The sequence below is a fragment of the Methylomonas sp. HYX-M1 genome (assembly GCF_040741385.1).
In the GTDB taxonomy this organism is placed as follows: domain Bacteria; phylum Pseudomonadota; class Gammaproteobacteria; order Methylococcales; family Methylomonadaceae; genus Methylomonas; species Methylomonas rhizoryzae.
Genome location: NZ_CP160405.1, coordinates 667,051 through 683,041 on the forward strand (window position 1 = coordinate 667,051; position 15,991 = coordinate 683,041).

General features: G+C 53.0%; 16 protein-coding genes. 4 read left to right on the plus strand and 12 right to left on the minus strand.

What is annotated here, in order from left to right; translation table 11 throughout:
• Positions 1 to 182: 182 nt before the first annotated feature.
• From AB0A83_RS03160 to AB0A83_RS03175, 4 genes are read left to right on the plus strand one after another with little or no spacing between them, the layout of a single operon-like run.
• A complete protein-coding gene (locus AB0A83_RS03160) occupies positions 183 to 1,487 on the plus strand; it encodes a dihydroorotase (RefSeq protein WP_150046658.1) in 1,305 nt (434 codons plus the stop codon).
• Complete coding sequence (locus tag AB0A83_RS03165) at positions 1,484 to 2,191, plus strand: TIGR00730 family Rossman fold protein (RefSeq protein ID WP_150046659.1); 708 nt, start codon at positions 1,484 to 1,486, stop codon at positions 2,189 to 2,191. The genes AB0A83_RS03160 and AB0A83_RS03165 overlap by 4 nt, the downstream gene beginning before the upstream one ends.
• A 42-nt stretch (positions 2,192 to 2,233) precedes the next feature.
• On the plus strand, positions 2,234 to 3,202 hold the full coding sequence (locus AB0A83_RS03170) for a MoxR family ATPase (RefSeq protein ID WP_332095595.1): 969 nt from the start codon (positions 2,234 to 2,236) through the stop codon (positions 3,200 to 3,202).
• Positions 3,203 to 3,241: 39 nt separating this feature from the next.
• The gene (locus AB0A83_RS03175; RefSeq protein WP_150046663.1) at positions 3,242 to 3,991 is read left to right on the plus strand and encodes a methylenetetrahydrofolate reductase; all 750 of its coding nucleotides are present in this window, start codon (positions 3,242 to 3,244) and stop codon (positions 3,989 to 3,991) included.
• Here the strand turns inward: AB0A83_RS03175 and AB0A83_RS03180 are convergent.
• The 12 genes from AB0A83_RS03180 to AB0A83_RS03235 form a co-directional block, all read right to left on the minus strand.
• On the minus strand, positions 3,988 to 4,362 hold the full coding sequence (locus AB0A83_RS03180) for a group III truncated hemoglobin (protein WP_150046665.1): 375 nt from the start codon (positions 4,360 to 4,362) through the stop codon (positions 3,988 to 3,990). The genes AB0A83_RS03175 and AB0A83_RS03180 overlap by 4 nt on opposite strands.
• An 18-nt stretch (positions 4,363 to 4,380) precedes the next feature.
• The gene (locus AB0A83_RS03185; RefSeq protein WP_150046667.1) at positions 4,381 to 4,785 is read right to left on the minus strand and encodes a hypothetical protein; all 405 of its coding nucleotides are present in this window, start codon (positions 4,783 to 4,785) and stop codon (positions 4,381 to 4,383) included.
• A gap of 592 nt (positions 4,786 to 5,377) precedes the next feature.
• Positions 5,378 to 5,659, minus strand: a complete 282-nt coding sequence (locus AB0A83_RS03190) for a hypothetical protein (RefSeq protein WP_150050964.1) — start codon at positions 5,657 to 5,659, stop codon at positions 5,378 to 5,380.
• Positions 5,660 to 6,301: 642 nt separating this feature from the next.
• Positions 6,302 to 6,598, minus strand: a complete 297-nt coding sequence (locus tag AB0A83_RS03195) for a BrnA antitoxin family protein (RefSeq protein WP_367155379.1) — start codon at positions 6,596 to 6,598, stop codon at positions 6,302 to 6,304.
• Positions 6,573 to 6,851: a BrnT family toxin gene (locus AB0A83_RS03200; RefSeq protein WP_367155380.1), complete on the minus strand. Its 279-nt coding sequence runs from the start codon at positions 6,849 to 6,851 to the stop codon at positions 6,573 to 6,575. Before AB0A83_RS03200 ends, AB0A83_RS03195 begins: the two co-directional genes overlap by 26 nt.
• 159 nt (positions 6,852 to 7,010) lie before the next feature.
• On the minus strand, positions 7,011 to 7,952 hold the full coding sequence (locus AB0A83_RS03205) for a hypothetical protein (protein ID WP_367155381.1): 942 nt from the start codon (positions 7,950 to 7,952) through the stop codon (positions 7,011 to 7,013).
• Positions 7,953 to 8,199: 247 nt separating this feature from the next.
• Entirely contained in the window at positions 8,200 to 8,700 is a 501-nt protein-coding gene (locus AB0A83_RS03210) for a hypothetical protein (protein ID WP_367155382.1), read from the minus strand.
• A 111-nt stretch (positions 8,701 to 8,811) separates the two neighbouring features.
• Positions 8,812 to 9,129, minus strand: coding sequence for a hypothetical protein (locus AB0A83_RS03215; protein ID WP_367155383.1), 318 nt, complete (start codon positions 9,127 to 9,129; stop codon positions 8,812 to 8,814).
• Positions 9,130 to 9,520: 391 nt separating this feature from the next.
• A complete protein-coding gene (locus AB0A83_RS03220) occupies positions 9,521 to 11,260 on the minus strand; it encodes an NAD-dependent malic enzyme (protein WP_367155384.1) in 1,740 nt (579 codons plus the stop codon).
• Between the two features lie 176 nt (positions 11,261 to 11,436).
• Complete coding sequence (locus AB0A83_RS03225; protein WP_150046671.1) at positions 11,437 to 11,886, minus strand: GNAT family N-acetyltransferase; 450 nt, start codon at positions 11,884 to 11,886, stop codon at positions 11,437 to 11,439.
• 100 nt (positions 11,887 to 11,986) lie between these two features.
• Positions 11,987 to 12,550 (minus strand): hypothetical protein, encoded by a 564-nt coding sequence (locus AB0A83_RS03230; protein WP_150046673.1) that lies wholly within the window; start codon positions 12,548 to 12,550, stop codon positions 11,987 to 11,989.
• 203 nt (positions 12,551 to 12,753) lie between these two features.
• A complete protein-coding gene (locus AB0A83_RS03235) occupies positions 12,754 to 15,990 on the minus strand; it encodes an EAL domain-containing protein (RefSeq protein ID WP_367155385.1) in 3,237 nt (1,078 codons plus the stop codon).
• Position 15,991 lies beyond the last annotated feature (1 nt).

A 15,991-nucleotide genomic window follows, 5' to 3' on the forward strand; every position in this document is an offset into this window, starting at 1 on the left:
ACCCTGCGGGGTGCCGCACATGGAGGCGCGGCCATGACTAAATGTCAGGATAGACATTTAGCATCGCCGCAGGCGACCCTGCGGGGTGCCGCACATGGAGGTGCGGCCATGACTAAATGTCAGGATAGACATTTTGCATCGCCGCAGGCGACCCTGCGGGGTGCCGCACATGGAGGTGCGGCATGACCAAGTTAGTAATCGACAACGGCCGCGTCATCGATCCGGCCAATGACATCGATTCGGTAGGCCCTGTTTATATTGCCGACGGCAAAATCGTCTCGGTTCTCGACAAAGTCGATACCTTTAGTGCGGATGTGCGGATAGACGCGGGCGGTCGCATCGTCTGTCCGGGCTTGATCGATTTGAGCGTGCGCCTCCGCGAGCCGGGGCATAGCCAGAAAGGTAGGATCCAATCCGAGACGCGTGCGGCCTTGGCGGCCGGCGTCACTTCTCTGTGTTTGCCGCCTGATACCAAACCGTGCATCGATACCGCCGCGGTAGTGGAATATATCAAGGACAAAGCCGAAGCGGCCGGGTTTCCGCAAGTGTATAGCATAGGCGCTTTGACCCAACGGCTGGACGGTAGCGAATTAAGCAGCATGTTCGCGCTAAAAGCGGCCGGTTGTATTGCGGTCAGCAACGGCCATGCTCCGCTGGCGAACTTATTGATCTTGCGACGCGCGATGGAATACGCGGCGACCCACGATTTGTTGCTAATGTATCGCGCCAACGTGGCGTCCTTGAGCGGTAAAGGCTGCGCGCACGAAGGCGCCGTCGCCAGTCGTTACGGTCTGCCGGGCATACCGTACGCGGCCGAATCCATCGCGCTGGCGCAATGTTTGGAGCTGGCCCAACTGACCGGCTGCCGTTTGCACGTCAGCCAGATTAGCTGCAAACAATCGGTGATCAAAATTCAGCAAGCCAAAAAATACGGATTGAATGTGAGCGCCGATACCGCCATTCACCAGCTGCATTTAACCGAAGACGACATGCAGCCCTTCGATAGCCGTTACCACGTATTGCCGCCGTTCCGGGCTCAGGAAGACCGTCATTATTTGCGCGAAGGCTTGGCCAGAGGCACGATAGACGCGGTAGTTTCCGATCATCAGCCGCACGACCTGGACGCCAAACTGGGGGCATTTCCGGAAACGGAACCGGGGATTGCCTCGCTGGAAACCTTGCTACCGCTCAGCTTGCAATTAACCCGGCAAACCGGCATGAGTTTAACCAAAGCCATCGCCGGTTTGACGCAAAAACCCGCTGCCATTTTAAGGTTGCAGGCCGGGGCCTTGACGCCGGGGTTCAAGGCCGACGTTTGCGTGTTCGACCCGGATATCGAATGGCGGATCGACGAAGCCAACTGGCTGAGCGCCGGCCGGAACACGCCGTATTGGCATAAAACCATGCGCGGCAGAGTCACCCATACCATTCAAGGCGGGCGGTTGGTTTACCGGTTGGCCGATTCGGACGCAAGGGAGCGAGCATGATTTGTGTGAAAAACCGCCTGTCGTCGGATACGGCCAGTTTCATCGACGATTTGAAAGGCGACCAATCCTGGCGTATTTTTCGCATCATCAGCGAATTTACCGAGGGCTTCGACGAATTGTCCGGGCTGTGCGACGCCATATCCATTTTCGGTTCGGCGCGCTTGGAACCTGAGCACGCCTATTATCAAAAAACCGTGGAACTGGCGCAGTTGTTGAGTAAGCACGGCTTTGCCATTATCAGCGGCGGCGGACCGGGCATTATGGAAGCCGCCAACCAAGGCGCCCAGCTGCAAGATCAGCTGTCCATAGGCCTCAATATCGAGCTGCCTAGAGAACAAAAGCCGAATACCTATCAAAACCTATCGCTGAATTTTCGATACTTTTTCGTCCGTAAAGTAATGTTCGTGCGTTATTCCATGGGCTACGTCTGCATGCCCGGCGGTTTCGGTACTCTGGACGAGTTTTTCGAAGCTCTGACTTTGATGCAGACCCATAAAATCTATCCTTTGCCGTTGGTGTTGTTCGGCAGCGATTTTTGGGGTGGCTTGATGGCCTGGCTGGGAACTAAATTATTGGAATACGGCACCATTTCCGAGGACGATTTGAAATTGATCACCGTGACCGACGATCCGCAACAAGTCGTCGAGATCATGGTGACCCACCGCGAATGGAAAAACAAACAGCGTCAACATTTAATACCGTAAACCCATCGTCCAAAGGAGGAAACATACATCATGGCTGATTCGATGTCGGCGCAAGCCGCTATGCAGCAGTTAAAACAACACATCGACACGCAAATTATCGGCCAGGACCTGCTGGTGGAGCGGATGTTGATTGCGCTGTTGGCGGACGGTCATTTATTGGTGGAGGGCGCGCCGGGCTTGGCGAAAACCCGGGCGATCAACGTACTGAGCCGCGGCATGGAAGCCGATTTTCATCGGGTGCAATTCACGCCGGATTTGTTGCCGGCGGATTTGACCGGTACCGAAATCTATCGCCCGCAGCAAGGCAATTTCGAATTTCAAAAAGGCCCCTTGTTTCATAACCTAGTGTTGGCCGACGAAATCAACCGCGCTCCGGCCAAGGTGCAGGCGGCGCTATTGGAGGCCATGGCCGAACGGCAGATTACCGTCGGCAAAGCCAGTTACCCTTTGCCGCCCTTGTTCATGGTCATGGCTACCCAGAATCCGATCGAACAGGAAGGCACTTACCCGCTGCCGGAAGCTCAGCTAGACCGGTTTTTGCTGCACGTTAAAATCGATTATCCCGAAGCCTTGCACGAAAAAGCCATCTTGCATTTAGCCAGAGCCGAAGCGCGCAACGACACTCCGCTTGCCGCCGTTGCGCCTTGCAAAGTCACGCAACAGCTGCTGTTCGCCGCTCGCCGGGAAGTGCTGGATATTTATATGGCCGACCCGTTGGAGCAATACCTGTTGCAAATCGTGTTGGCCACCCGTAAACCCAAAGCCTACGGCGACGACCTGGCCAATTGGATTGAATACGGTGCCAGCCCTCGAGCCAGCATCGCCTTAGACCGCTGCGCCCGTGCCAAAGCCTGGTTGGACCAGCGCAATTTCGTCGACCCGGGCGACATACAAGACATGGCGTATGACGTGTTGCGGCACAGAATCATCCTGTCTTACGAAGCGGAAGCGGAAGGTCTGCGTAGCGACGACGTGATCAAACAATTGATTAGCCGCATTCCGGTTCCCTAACAGCGGCGGATAGCGCACGCCGCATAAACCGACACAACTATGAATATCTCCTTCGAAATCGTCCCGCGCAGCCTGGAAGCCTTCGCCGAGCAATACGCGTTCGTGCAGCAATTGAACGATGGCATCGATACCATCAACGTGCCCGATATTCAGCGCTTCGACACCCGCAGCTGGGAATTGGCCACCCGCGTCGACCGCGGCAAATACCGTTTCGTTCCGCATTTTCGGGCTATAGACTTTCGGATAGAAAGCGGTGAACTGTATCGGATTATCGAACAGTACCAATTGGACGACGTGTTATTGGTGAGCGGCGATCCTCCGGAAGGTCTGAAACGGGCCTTTTACAATACCAGCGTGGTGGATTTGATTCGCGCCACCCGGCAACGCTTTCCCCGGTTACGCATTTACGCCGGTTTCGATCCGCACCGGCAAGGTGTGCAAGACGAATGCGATTACATCAGCCGCAAAGCGGATGCCGGTGCCGGGGGGTTTTTCTCTCAGCCGTTTTACGACCAGCGCATGGTCGACATTTACGCCGAGCATATGGAAGGCTTGGATACCTATATCGGCATCAGTCCCATCACTACTCAGGCGTCCAAAAACTATTGGGAAGTCAAAAACAAAGTCAAATTTCCCAAAGGTTTTCAAGCCAATTACGACTGGAACGTCGAATTCGCCAATCGGCTGATCGAATCGGCGCAACGCAATCGCTTGCACGTTTATTTCATGCCGATACGCATTGATTTGGTTAAATATTTTGCCGGCATCAACTTGCCCGGCAAGCCTTAGCGCAGCGGTTGGTACTCAGGAAACATACCCAGTTTAAAACTCTCCGCCATATGCTCGGCGTGGGCGATGGCTTGCGTGGCGGCATCCGCCGTCAACACTTCGCGGGCGGTCTCGCGAAAATAGCCCAACCAAATGTCGAAATGCTCGATTTCGATCGGCAGTCTGGCATGCAAGGGGTAAGGGCTGCCTTGGTAGTCCGGAGTTTTCAGCAATACCCGCGACCAAAAATTGCTCACGATCCGGTGGTGAGCGTCCCAATCGTCGATAACGGCGTCGAAAATCGGTTTCAAATCGGCGTCGCTAGCGGCGCGTCGATAAAAACGCTGTACCAACTCCGCTATCGCTTGTTCGTTTAACTCGCTGTGTGCCATATATCTCCGCTCGGTAAGTTAAGGTGTACGTTCCGGTAACAACATGTTTTTTGAATAGTGCTCGCATTCAATGGACATGGGGTTCCAGCGGCCTGCGCCATCGAGACAGCGGTCGATCAGAATCTCCCGCGCTGCCAATGGTGCCAGTGCAAGAAGGGCAGCCAATGCGGCGAACAGCCAGATTAAGCGATCCGACTTTGGAAGGCGGTCGAGCGCACGAAACAAGAAGGCAGCAGCGAAGAAGCAAGCGAACGACAGCGCCAGACTAGCCTGTGTGCGGCGCTCCCACCCGAGCTTGTGTTCGCTGACTGGGTCTCCAGCCAGCCTCGCACTGAAGATCGCGTCGTTCAGTAGGTACGCACCAGCCGCAACGGCCGAGACGAATAAAACCCAGCGTAATATTCCGAGCGGTGCGGGTGTCATGTGGCCTAACGATTAGTATCGATCAAAGATCAGTGGGTTCGTTTTCATTACCCTGTTTCAACCGCTTGAGTAGCGGACCCGTATGCTAGGTGGTGTGGGGAGGGTGAGAGAGAAACTCGCCCTTACCCGATTAGGCGACCAGCTTTTTTAGCTGTTTTACCAAACAGACTATAAACACGAAAGCAGCGCACGCACCAGTTGCCACTAATTGTTCGCGACTATTCGGTGGAATGACAAATATAAATCCGTGTCCCTTTATTAAGGATGAAAAACTGGAAACACAGAATGGCATAGCAAACAGCCTAAAAATCTGCCATTTATCCGCCTTCGATCCTGGCTTTCCCGACACACTAAGTATTAGGGCAATGCCAATTACAACGCAAATCCCAATGGAGTTAATCCATAATCGTGGATCTGGATCAAAGTAGAAAAAGACTACTACGATGTACCAAATCAGGTAACACCACAGGACAATCTTTCCTTTCGTCAAATTTGCTAAATAGTCAAATATCACTATAGAAAACTACCGCTAGCCTAGCGCCCAGCTCAGCCGAGGAGGCGCGACAGCGCCGACGTCGGCTGGAGCGCCGTGTTATGTTGCCGAACGGATAGATTCATATCTAATGGCATGATTGTGATTCATTAATTTTGCTGCATTTATGAGATGAGTCCAAAACTCCTTGCCGGGGCTCGGATTATCTTCAATCACCCCATCAAGTTCCTCCATTGCAAGGAGCAGTTCATTGGCTTCAATATAGGACAAGAAATCATTTTCTCTGTATCCATTATCGGATTCGATGACATTCTCAGGGAGCAACTGATATGCAGCCATCAATTCTTGCTCAATGCTTTTCCATTTTTCCTGCAAACCCATTGCTCACCTTGCAACATAACGTGGAGGTAACCGGCGCTGCGCGGCTTTATCGCGCAGCGTCCGTGTTGACCGCAGGGTTAGACCTCTGGCGGCCGCAAAGAGAGCGATGCCCCCGTGCGATGACGCCAGAGAGCCGACAAGTTTGCGCATTAGTTCTCCTCGGTTCCCGCAACCAAGCGTTCTGCGGTAGCCAAGAAGGCCGGCATTTCGCTGAAACTTCCACCAAGCCGTTCTCGAACCAAAGGCCCTTGGTCCTTCCATTGGCCGGGAGCGCTTTCCACTTGAAGGAGACCGTAGCTCTCCTTTCCATCCCACACCAAGCGGAATCTCGGACCCCGCCCGGCAAACACGGCATAGGCAGAACCAAACGCCGCGGGGTTCAAGTGTTCTTCCACCAAGGTTCCACCTGCGCCACGGACAACTTCGCGGAGAGACGAGTACGCGTGCATAAGAGGTCTAACGTTTTGCATAACCGGCAGGCCGGAGCGGCGGAAGGCTTGTGCCGTTCGGCACAAACGAGCGCCGCGGAGGACTGTCCGAGTTTATGCGATTGTTATGCATTGAGGGCCGTAGGATGCGGTGAGGAACGAACCGCATCGATCGCGAACGATGCGTTGCATGCTGTTTACCGCATCCTACGGCCTAAGCCGGTGAATGATCTTTCAGCCAATCCTTCAACGCATCATTCATACGCGTTTGCCAGCCACGGCCCGAAGCCTTGAACGCCTCAAGAACATCCGCATCCAATCGAATGCCGGTAAACACCTTAGGCGTTTCCTTGCGCGGTCTGCCGCCTTTAGGTTTAAGCATTTCGGCAGCCAGTTCAGCGCCAAAAATTTCCGGCAACACTTCGGATGCCGGGCGGAAGTGCTTAAAGTCCTCTTCGGTCAATTCGCGAACTTCGCCCTCTGCGTCAGTCAATGGTAAGCGGTTTGTCATGTTTACGTGCCTCTCTAGGGTTGGCTTTACGAAAGCTGATGACTCGAACACCGCCAGCGACAGGGGTAAAACACAGCATGTGCAGGCGGCCATCCAGATAGCCTGCCGCCACAAAGCGCCGCTCGGCGTACGCTTTGCGAACATCCTCGTCAATGCCGGCGCTAGACCAGTCAAAATCAACTACCCGCTCAAAGCTCAAGCCGCGTTCGGCGATATTTTTGGCGTTCTTAGCGGGGTCAAATTCGATAATCACGGTAGTTATTGTATAAACAAAAATAGCAAAAAAACAAGTTATTGTTTATACAGTTTACAGCTCATAGGATGTGCTGAGCGGTAGCGAAGCGCATTAATCGCGAACAATGCGCTTCACGTTGTTCAGCACATCCTATTTAGCGCATCGTATCGTGGTCAATCATTTAATTATTATCGATATATTAGGTGCGGAGGTGTTGTGTTTAGTTTTTATTTTATTCCTGAAATTCCATTTAGAACCATATACCTTTGTCGGGGAAGTAGCTATAGGAAATCGGTTTAGGTGATCAACATCTGAATTACCATCAGAAACCCACATCGACCTTAGTGTAACAAAGGGCTTGAGTAGGTCGTACTCAGGGGTAATTGTTGCTACAGCCTTTGAACGATTAACTGATACGCATAAATGTGCAGAACCACCATCGCGGTAAGAGATATCAAGGCATGGAGTTACTGGATCAACAATAACTATCTCCTCAATGTCGACAAAGGGGCGCGGCGGATTCGCTAAACTTTCAATAGCCGGACCCATAATCACCGAGCTACCAAAACAGGTATCATTTACGCCTTGATCATTACGAACTCTAATAGGAGGATGCGGTTTTAGGCGCATATAGCCATCCTGATAAATGACCATGACAACAGGCCACGACTTGACTTTATTGATTTTTTTGTTCAATTCCAGCCTATGACCTTGATAGACGACCCCGTTAATTTTTACGCTCATTGTCTGCGCACGCCACCAATTTGTTTCCGTGTAAAGCCAAAAAACATTTTGACCGTTATCGAAAATTTTCTGCGATGACGAAGCGGTTGATGAATTAGATGGAAGTAATGCGGCGGTTGTGCATCCTGAAAAATCCTCGTGACACGAAGCTGTTACTTTAGATGTCAGATATTTTGGATGATTTGCCTTGATCAAAAATTTACCAACATGAGACGCGTAAATTGGGACATTAATGTTGTCTTCTTCTGCACAAGCAGTCGGATAGGATAGATTTTTAGCATATCCTCTGCCCGATGCAGAGGCATAATTCGCTGAATAAAAGAACACGAGAACGATGACGTTGATTAGTGAAATTATTTTATTGTGAAAGTTCATATGCTTACCAAATCAACAAAAGATGAACCACCATTGTGAACAATTAACGCGATAAGGCGCGCTAGTTAGGGTGTGCCGAAGTTAAGAGACGCAACGGACGCGAGCGATGCGCTTCACGTTGTTCAGCACATCCTACGGCCCTATTTAGCGCACGTTATCGCGTTTTGAACTCCGGAGGAAACGCCCCGTGCGGACCCGCATGCGAGGTGTTGTGGAGGCTGGGGGAGAAAATCCCCCGGCTATCCGATTATGCATCGACGCGCGCTCTTGCATTTAGCACCCTTGGGTGAATGCCGTCTAGGTGGCCAAGATTCTTGGCAAAAGACCGCACTTTGGAATTGAACTCAATGTTTCCTTCTAATCCGCATGAGTTTCCCTCAATCGTCTTTGCCATTTGATCGGCATGTCCATCGGGGATCAATTCATCGGCGTAAAGAGTAGCAATCTCCCCTGGCGCAATGATCTGCTTGTTAAGAATTGACATCTTTATAATCGCGCCGCCACACCAGAACCGAAAGCTGGCGCGATCCAGTTCGACAGGAAACGGCGAAAGATTGATGGCTTGGAGCCAAAGAGTAATTGATGCCCCTTTGCCAAGATTGACGACAACAGAATCGTGGCGTGGCTTGATGTCGACGTAGATCAGACCAGCCAATTTTTCCGGCGTGAAATAGCGCCGCAGGAAGAAGGCCGGGAGACGACGAAGAATGCTCCAAATGCTTTGAATTGGGATCGTCTCAAGTGCCATCGGTCGCGTTTCCTAGAGATGCATAACGATAAGGGTAACTTGACGGCGAAAGCGTAGCGACGATAGGAGCGTAGCTTTTGCCGATCAAGTTGACCCGCTGGTTATGCAAATTCATCCTTCAACCTCAGAAAGCTTGCCATTTACGAAGAAAAACTTGACGCCATCAACATCAATTAAGTTCTCTTCTTCAACAATGAATGCGTCCTTATTCACTTGGCGCAAAATATGAAGAATATCTTTCTTCGTGTATTGCTGCCCACCTTTGACCACTAAGGCTTCGAGCATTCCGACTGCTTTTGATTTTTCATCAAGGCTTACTTGTTGGTAAGTGTATGTAACGCCAGCATCAATAGCCGAATAGAGCCAGAAAATGTTGGTGGTGATTAGTAACGCCAAGGCTACAAAGGATGAAACTTTCCACTTGTTCATGATGTTGACTTGTTATGCATAACAAGTAATTAAACAGTTTCCGTATAGCAACCGGGATTGGTTCATCTCTCGGTAGTTTATTGATTGATATGCGGTTTCCATAACTGTATATCAGCCGGGTAGTAAGGCGATGATCGAATTGGGGCGATTGAATCAGATTGGGCGCTAAATCGCAACTGGGGTTACATGGGGCGCATCGGGTTAATGTTTGCAGTTCGGTGCTACAGCGGGCGATCAAGCCGAGTATCCAAGGGCATGTGGAACGCGTTCAAGCCTGGGATGCACCAGCCGATTTTGTGCGGTTTCGCCCATGCATCGCAGTGCAGCTCTTGAGTGCCCGGTCAATCATTAGGCAACTTACGCCGGCAAAGTAGGCTTGGGCGTAATCGAGTTAGGGGGTTGCGGCTGGCCGGTATTTGAACGGCAGGTATTGGGCTTGCCATTGTTGGGCGCGGATGAAGGCGGCCAAGTCCAGTTCGGCTAAATCGCTGCGGGTTGCCGAGCCGTCGGCCAAGGCTTGCGCCAGTACCCGTTCCGCAACCAGTAGGCTGACTTCGCGCAAATCGGCGATGGGTGGGTAGATTAGGCCTTGCTCCAACCAATGTTCGGCGGTGTAGTCGGCCAGCGCGTAGGCGGATTCCAGCACCATGGCGTCGCTGATGCGCCGGCATTCGCCCAATACCGCGGCGAAACCCAGACCGGGAAAGATGAAGGCGTTGTTGCCTTGGCCGACCGGACGGGGCTGTCCCTGCCATTCGACCTCGCCGAACGGGCTGCCGGTGGCGACGATGGCGCGGCCTTCGGTCCAGCGATAAATGTCGGCGGGCACGGCTTCGCAATTGGCGTTGGGGTTGGACAGCGGGAATACAATCGGTTGCGAGTGATGTTTAGCCATCGTCCGGATGAGGGTTTCGTCGAACAAGCCGGCTACCCCGGATAAGCCGATCAGCACGCTGGGTTTGGCGTGGCGGACCACATCCAGTAAGCTGGGGTTGCGCTCCCCCATGCCCCAATCCTGGAAGCATGCGGGGCTGCGCGCCAGCGGTAGTTTGTAGGCGTCGTGCGGCGCATTAGTGGCGACCAGGCCGTGCGCGTCGATCACGTAGATTTTGCGCTTGGCGTCGGCTTCGGATAAGCCGGCGCGGATCAAGCCGTCTCTTATCACGCTGGCCACGCCTATGCCGCCGGCGCCGGCGCCGGCGATTACGACGGTTTGCTCGCCCAGGGTTTCGCCTTTTTTACGGCAGGCATTGATCAAGCCGGCCAGCGCCACCGCGCCGGTACCTTGGATGTCGTCGTTGATGCAGGGTATGGAATCCCGGTAGCGTTCCAACACTTCGAAAGCCACGTTTTTCGCGAAGTCCTCCCATTGGATCACGGCTTTCGGCCATTGTTGCCGCACCGCGGCGACGAAGCGGTCTACCACTTGCAGATAGGCTTCGCCGCTCAGGCGCTTGTTGCGAGTACCCAGATAGTCGGGCGCGTTCAATAATTCTTCGCTGTTGGTGCCGACGTCCAGATTGACCGGCAGGGTTTGAAACGGGCACAAGCCGCCGCCGGCGGTATATAGCGCCAACTTGCCGATGCAGATCGCCAAGCCGCCCATGCCTTGGTCGCCGATGCCGAGTATCGCCGACGAATCGGTGACGACCAGCATGCGGATGTCCTGCCACGGGTAGTTGTGCAGGATTTGCTCGATGCGGCCGACGTTCTCGGCGGATACGGTCAGGCCGCGGGCGGTGGTGAAAGAGGCGCTGAATTGCTGTACCGCCAGACCGATGGTAGGGGTGTAGACGATGGGTACCATCGCTTCCAAATGGCGCTCCAACAAGGCGTAGAACGCGACTTCCGAGCGTTCCTGCAAGGCGCGCAAATACTGGTATTTGGACAAGTCGTCGGGCTGCTTTTGGTAGTTGGCGTAAAGCCGTTGCAGTTGACGCTCCAAATCGGTGACTTCCGGCGGCAGCATGCCGTCCAGGCCCAGCGCTATGCGTTCCTCGATGGTAAATGCGGTGCCTTTGTTGGTGGCCGGCAGGCGCAATAGCATGATGCCGCGAATCGACACCGCCAAATACGGTGCGCCGTTGTCGTCCAAACGGTAATCGAAGTAATCGCTTATTGGGCTGGTCATGGAGTTCCTTGCAGCGGCGCAGGCGTCGCGAGCGGTTAAGACGGCGGCAATGTATCGGCTTTCATCCTACCGTACTTCAGCGGCAATATCACACAAAATGGCGTGGAATTAGGCCGCCGGGCGCCGTGCAATCAGGAAATTCGGAATTTAATATCGGCGAACAATACCGGCTGCGTCTAATCCCGAGCGGGCGGCGCATATTCCATGTGATATTGGTAGTGATCTTGGCTGATGATTTTGAAGCCTAGCCGCTGGTACAAGCGAAAGGCTTGGCTGTGCAAAAATACGTGCAGCCGCAAGGGTTTGCCGGCTGCGCCGGCTTTATCGATCAAATCGCTAATGATGCAACTGCCCAGGCCTTGGTTTTGAAACATCGGGTGAATTTGGATTTCGGTCAACTCGAGGTGGTCGGGGTAATCTTTGAGCGCGATGCCGCCGACGATGCGCCGGTTGGCAAGAATTTTTCTAAAGTCCCCGCTCGCCCATTTTTGTTCGAAATAACGGTATTGATCCGCAGGGTCCCAACCGCCGAATTGCGACAAAAACACTTCTTTAAACGATAACACGTGCAAATTCCAAAAGAAATTCTTGTCTTGGGCGTTAGCCGGCTCGAACTGGATCAGCATTCAGGCGGGTATTGTTAGCGGGACTGCCGGCATTGGCCTGCCTATGGCTTGTCGTGTTGGGAGTGCAGCCACGCTTGCGGTTGCAGCGACAAAAAAACCATCAGTTGACAATCTCGGCCACCTTGCCGTTGTTGAAGCGGACCACGAAACGGTCGAAGCGGTTGGTCCAATACGTCCAGTTGTCGGCGGCCAGTGACGGGGTTTCGTGTTGCGGCGGGTGGCCGATGGCGGCCAGCACCGCCTCGCGGCTCATGCCGGTGATGGCTTTGCCTGTCCTGATCGCGGCTTGTTCGGCGGCATTGAAACGGCTTAAATCCACTTTGCTCGGGGCGGCGATTTTCTTGAACGCCTCCGGCATGGCATCTTTGCTGTATTTGGGCACGTTTTCGATGGTCAAGATTTGCCCGGTGCCGAGCAGGCGGATTTTAGCGTCGCCGCTGCTCATGGCTTCCAGCACGATTTCGGTGTTGATCGGCACTAACACGCCTTTGCGGTAATTGGTGGTGCGGTAGGTATTCTTCTCCTCGAACAAACTGAACTGGGTGTAGTACACCTCGCCGGTTTGTACCTCGGCCGGCATTTGTTCGGGTTTCAAGGATTTATTGCAGCCGGCAACCGACAGGGCGGCGCCTAGCAGCGCGAATAGAAAACGGCGTTTAGTCATCGACAAGCTCCGGGTCGTGATGGGCGAGGCCGTGCGGATATGTACTCGGACAAACCGCAAAGCGGCAAGCCGTGCATGATACACGCAACAAATCTTGATAAACAGGTATGGCGAGATAGAGTGAGGCGGCGCATTCTGGTAGGAAGGTTTGGGGTAAGGCGCCGCCGATAGAGGCCTACTGAAGTATCCTTGCGATCAAATATTCAGCACGATATGCGATTTGGGAGCGAATAGTACGGCTGCTCGCTCCAATGCATGTGCCAATCGAGCATTTGCTCGGCAGGCATGGGGCGGGCTATGCCGTACCCCTGCGCCAATTCGCAGCCGAGCTGCAGCAACAATTCCCCGTGTTTCTCGCTTTCAACGCCTTCGGCAACCACCTGTTTGCCAAAAGCGGCGGCCAGATTAATGACGCCATTCAGAATCGATTGATCGTCCGGGTCGTCAAGCATGTCGCTCACGAAGCTCCGGTCTATTTTTAGCGTGGTTACCGGCAAACGTTTCAGATAAGTCAAAGACGAGTATCCGGTGCCGAAATCATCCAGGGCAAATGCTACCCCCAGTTCTTTACACGCATAAATAACATTGGATACATGGTTTATGTCTTCGAGCGCACTGGTTTCCAGCACCTCGAGCTCCAGGCAATCGGCACCTATCGATGGATGGGCTGCAAGCAACTGTCGTAGGCGTTCGACAAAGTCCTTTTGTTGTAATTGGCGTGCGCCGATGTTGACGCTCACCGGAATTTTCAGCCCGGCTTTGTGCCAGATCTGAAGTTGGGTTAGGACGGTATCTATCACCCATTCGCCGATTTCGACAGCGAGCGGATGATCCTCGATGACCGGCAGAAATTCACCGGGCAGCAACAGGCCGGTTTCCGGGTGATTCCAGCGTATTAACGCCTCCGCACCGACTATTGCTCCAGTGCGCAAATTTACCTTGGGTTGGTAAAACAGTACAAATTCGCGCGCGAGCATGGCCTGACTTATGCGGTTCAAGGATTCGTGGCGATTGCGAATGTAACTGTCCTGATAGGCATCAAACGTATGGAGACAGTTTTTGCCGGATAGTTTTGCTTGATACATGGCCTGATCGGCCTGACGCAACAATTGATCGGCGTCAACTTCTTCCTCCTGTGGATAAAAAGTTACCCCCAAGCTGGCCGAAACATTGAATACCAAATCACCGCACGCTGTCGGCTCGGCAGCCGCTATCAACAAGCGGTTTAATATCGGCGTACTCGATTCCATATCGGCCAGCTCCGGCAATACGGCGACGAATTCGTCGCCGCCGATTCTGGATAAGGTGTCGCCTTCACGCAGTGCTTGTTTCATTCTGGCGGAGACAGACACCAACAAATGGTCGCCGGCTTCGTGTCCGTAAGTGTCGTTGATGGCTTTAAAACCATCCAGATCAAGGTAGGCTATCGCCAATTTATCGCCATTGCGTTGCGCCTGCACAATCGCTTGGCGCAATCGATCCGCCAGCAGAATGCGATTGGGCAGGTTGGTGAGCGCGTCGAAGTGTGCGATATGTTCCAGTCGCTTCTCGTGCTCCTTGAGTGTTGTAATGTCGGAGAATAACGACACATATTGGCTAACATTGCCTGCCGCGTCGCGTATCGAGCTGATGGATTCCATTTGGGCATAGATCTCGCCGGTTTTACGGCGATTCCATATTTCCCCGTACCAGTGGCCCTTCTCAAGCAATTGCTGCCACAAATTGGCGTAAAAACTTGGATCGTGACATCCGGAATGGAGAAAGTGAGGGAATCGGCCGATGGCTTCCTCGCGGCTATAGCCGGTTATCAGGCTGAAAGCGTCATTGACGTCAATGATGGTTCCATCGGTTCCGGTAATCATGATGCCTTCGCGCGCATGGGTAAATACGCTGGCGGCAAGTTGTAGCTTTTGCTCGACCTGCTTGTGCTCGGTGATATCGGTGTGAGTGCCGATCATCCGCACCGGGTTGCCGTCAATATTGCGGCTCACTACCATGCCGCGGGCAAGAATGTATTTATAACTGCCATCCTTGCATCTCATCCTAAACTCTACCGAATAAAGCGGGGTCTTGCCCGTCAGGTAATCCTGAAGGGTTGCCGTGACGCCGGCCCTATCGTCGGGATGAAGCCGATCTTCCCATTCTTGTTTAACGGCGAGCAGGTCGTCGTCGCCGTAACCCAGCATTTCCTTGTAACGCCGGGAAAAGTTCACCTCATTGGTGGCGATGTTCCAGTCCCAAACGCCGTCGCCGGAACCTTCGATGGCGAATTTCCAGCGAAATTCGCTTTCGGCCAGTTGGATTTCCGCCTGTTTGCGCTCGGTAATGTCGCGTGCAGTGGCATATGTCGCGCCGTCGTTTTGGTCGAAATAAGCTGTCCAAGACAAATGTATCAGCCTGCCGTCTTTGCAAACGTAACGGTTTTCAAAGGCAAGCGACTCATGACCCAATATGTGCCGCGCCATTTCCTCTGCGGTTTTTTGCCTGTCGTCCGCAAAGACAAAGTCCAGAAACGGTTTGGCCAACAATTCGGATTCGCCAAAGCCCGTCAATAAAACAAAGGCCGGATTGACTTGCTTGAAACAACCTTGCGGGTCGGCAATGCACATCGGCTCCCGGGTGAGCCGGAAAAATCGAAAATACTGCTCTCTTTGTTGCGCGACCCGTTCGCGTTCCAAGACTTCCGCCTGAAGCTGGCCGGTAAAATTTTGCAGCCGGGCCGTCATCTGATTGATAGCGGCGGCGAGTTCGCTAAATTCATCCGTACCGACGCAGTCAATCCGATAATCAAGATTGCCCTCGGCAATCCGCTTGGCTCCTTGATGTAAAGGTAATAAGCGTTTTTTAATCAGCCTGCTCAGCTGCATCGAGTTCAAAATGGTGGCCAGTGCCAACAGAAATGCAAATAGACTGACAATGCCGACTAAATATTGATAACTTTTCTCCACCCTATGGGTACTGACATCCAGCAAAGTCGTAGCCAGATTAAGGCTCTCGGATATCCGTAGCAGTAGCTGACTGACCAGTCGTTTGTCTAACTCCGCATAAACGCCTTGTTTGTCCGTGACTTGATTCAATGACTCGCTGTTGTTGACAATGCGCTGAAAAATGTCTGTGGATTGCTCGAAACTCCCGCGCAGCTTGTTCAATTCAGGCTTATCGTCTGCGTGAGTGTGTTGTGCAATGACCCGCTCTATCAGTTGCGCAACATTTTCCTTGTGCTTGTCCCAATCCCTCTGCGCCCGCTCTTCTCGATATAAGAGATATTGATCCCGAAATACGGTTAATTCGAAGAAACTGCGCACCAGATTATCGACCAGCATGTAGTCGTTTTTTTGCCGCTGGTAATGCGCCATGGTCCAGAACAGGATTGGCAGCAATAGAATCACTGCGACGATCGTAGACGCAGACAGAATTTTTAACCGTTTGATGATCCGCATG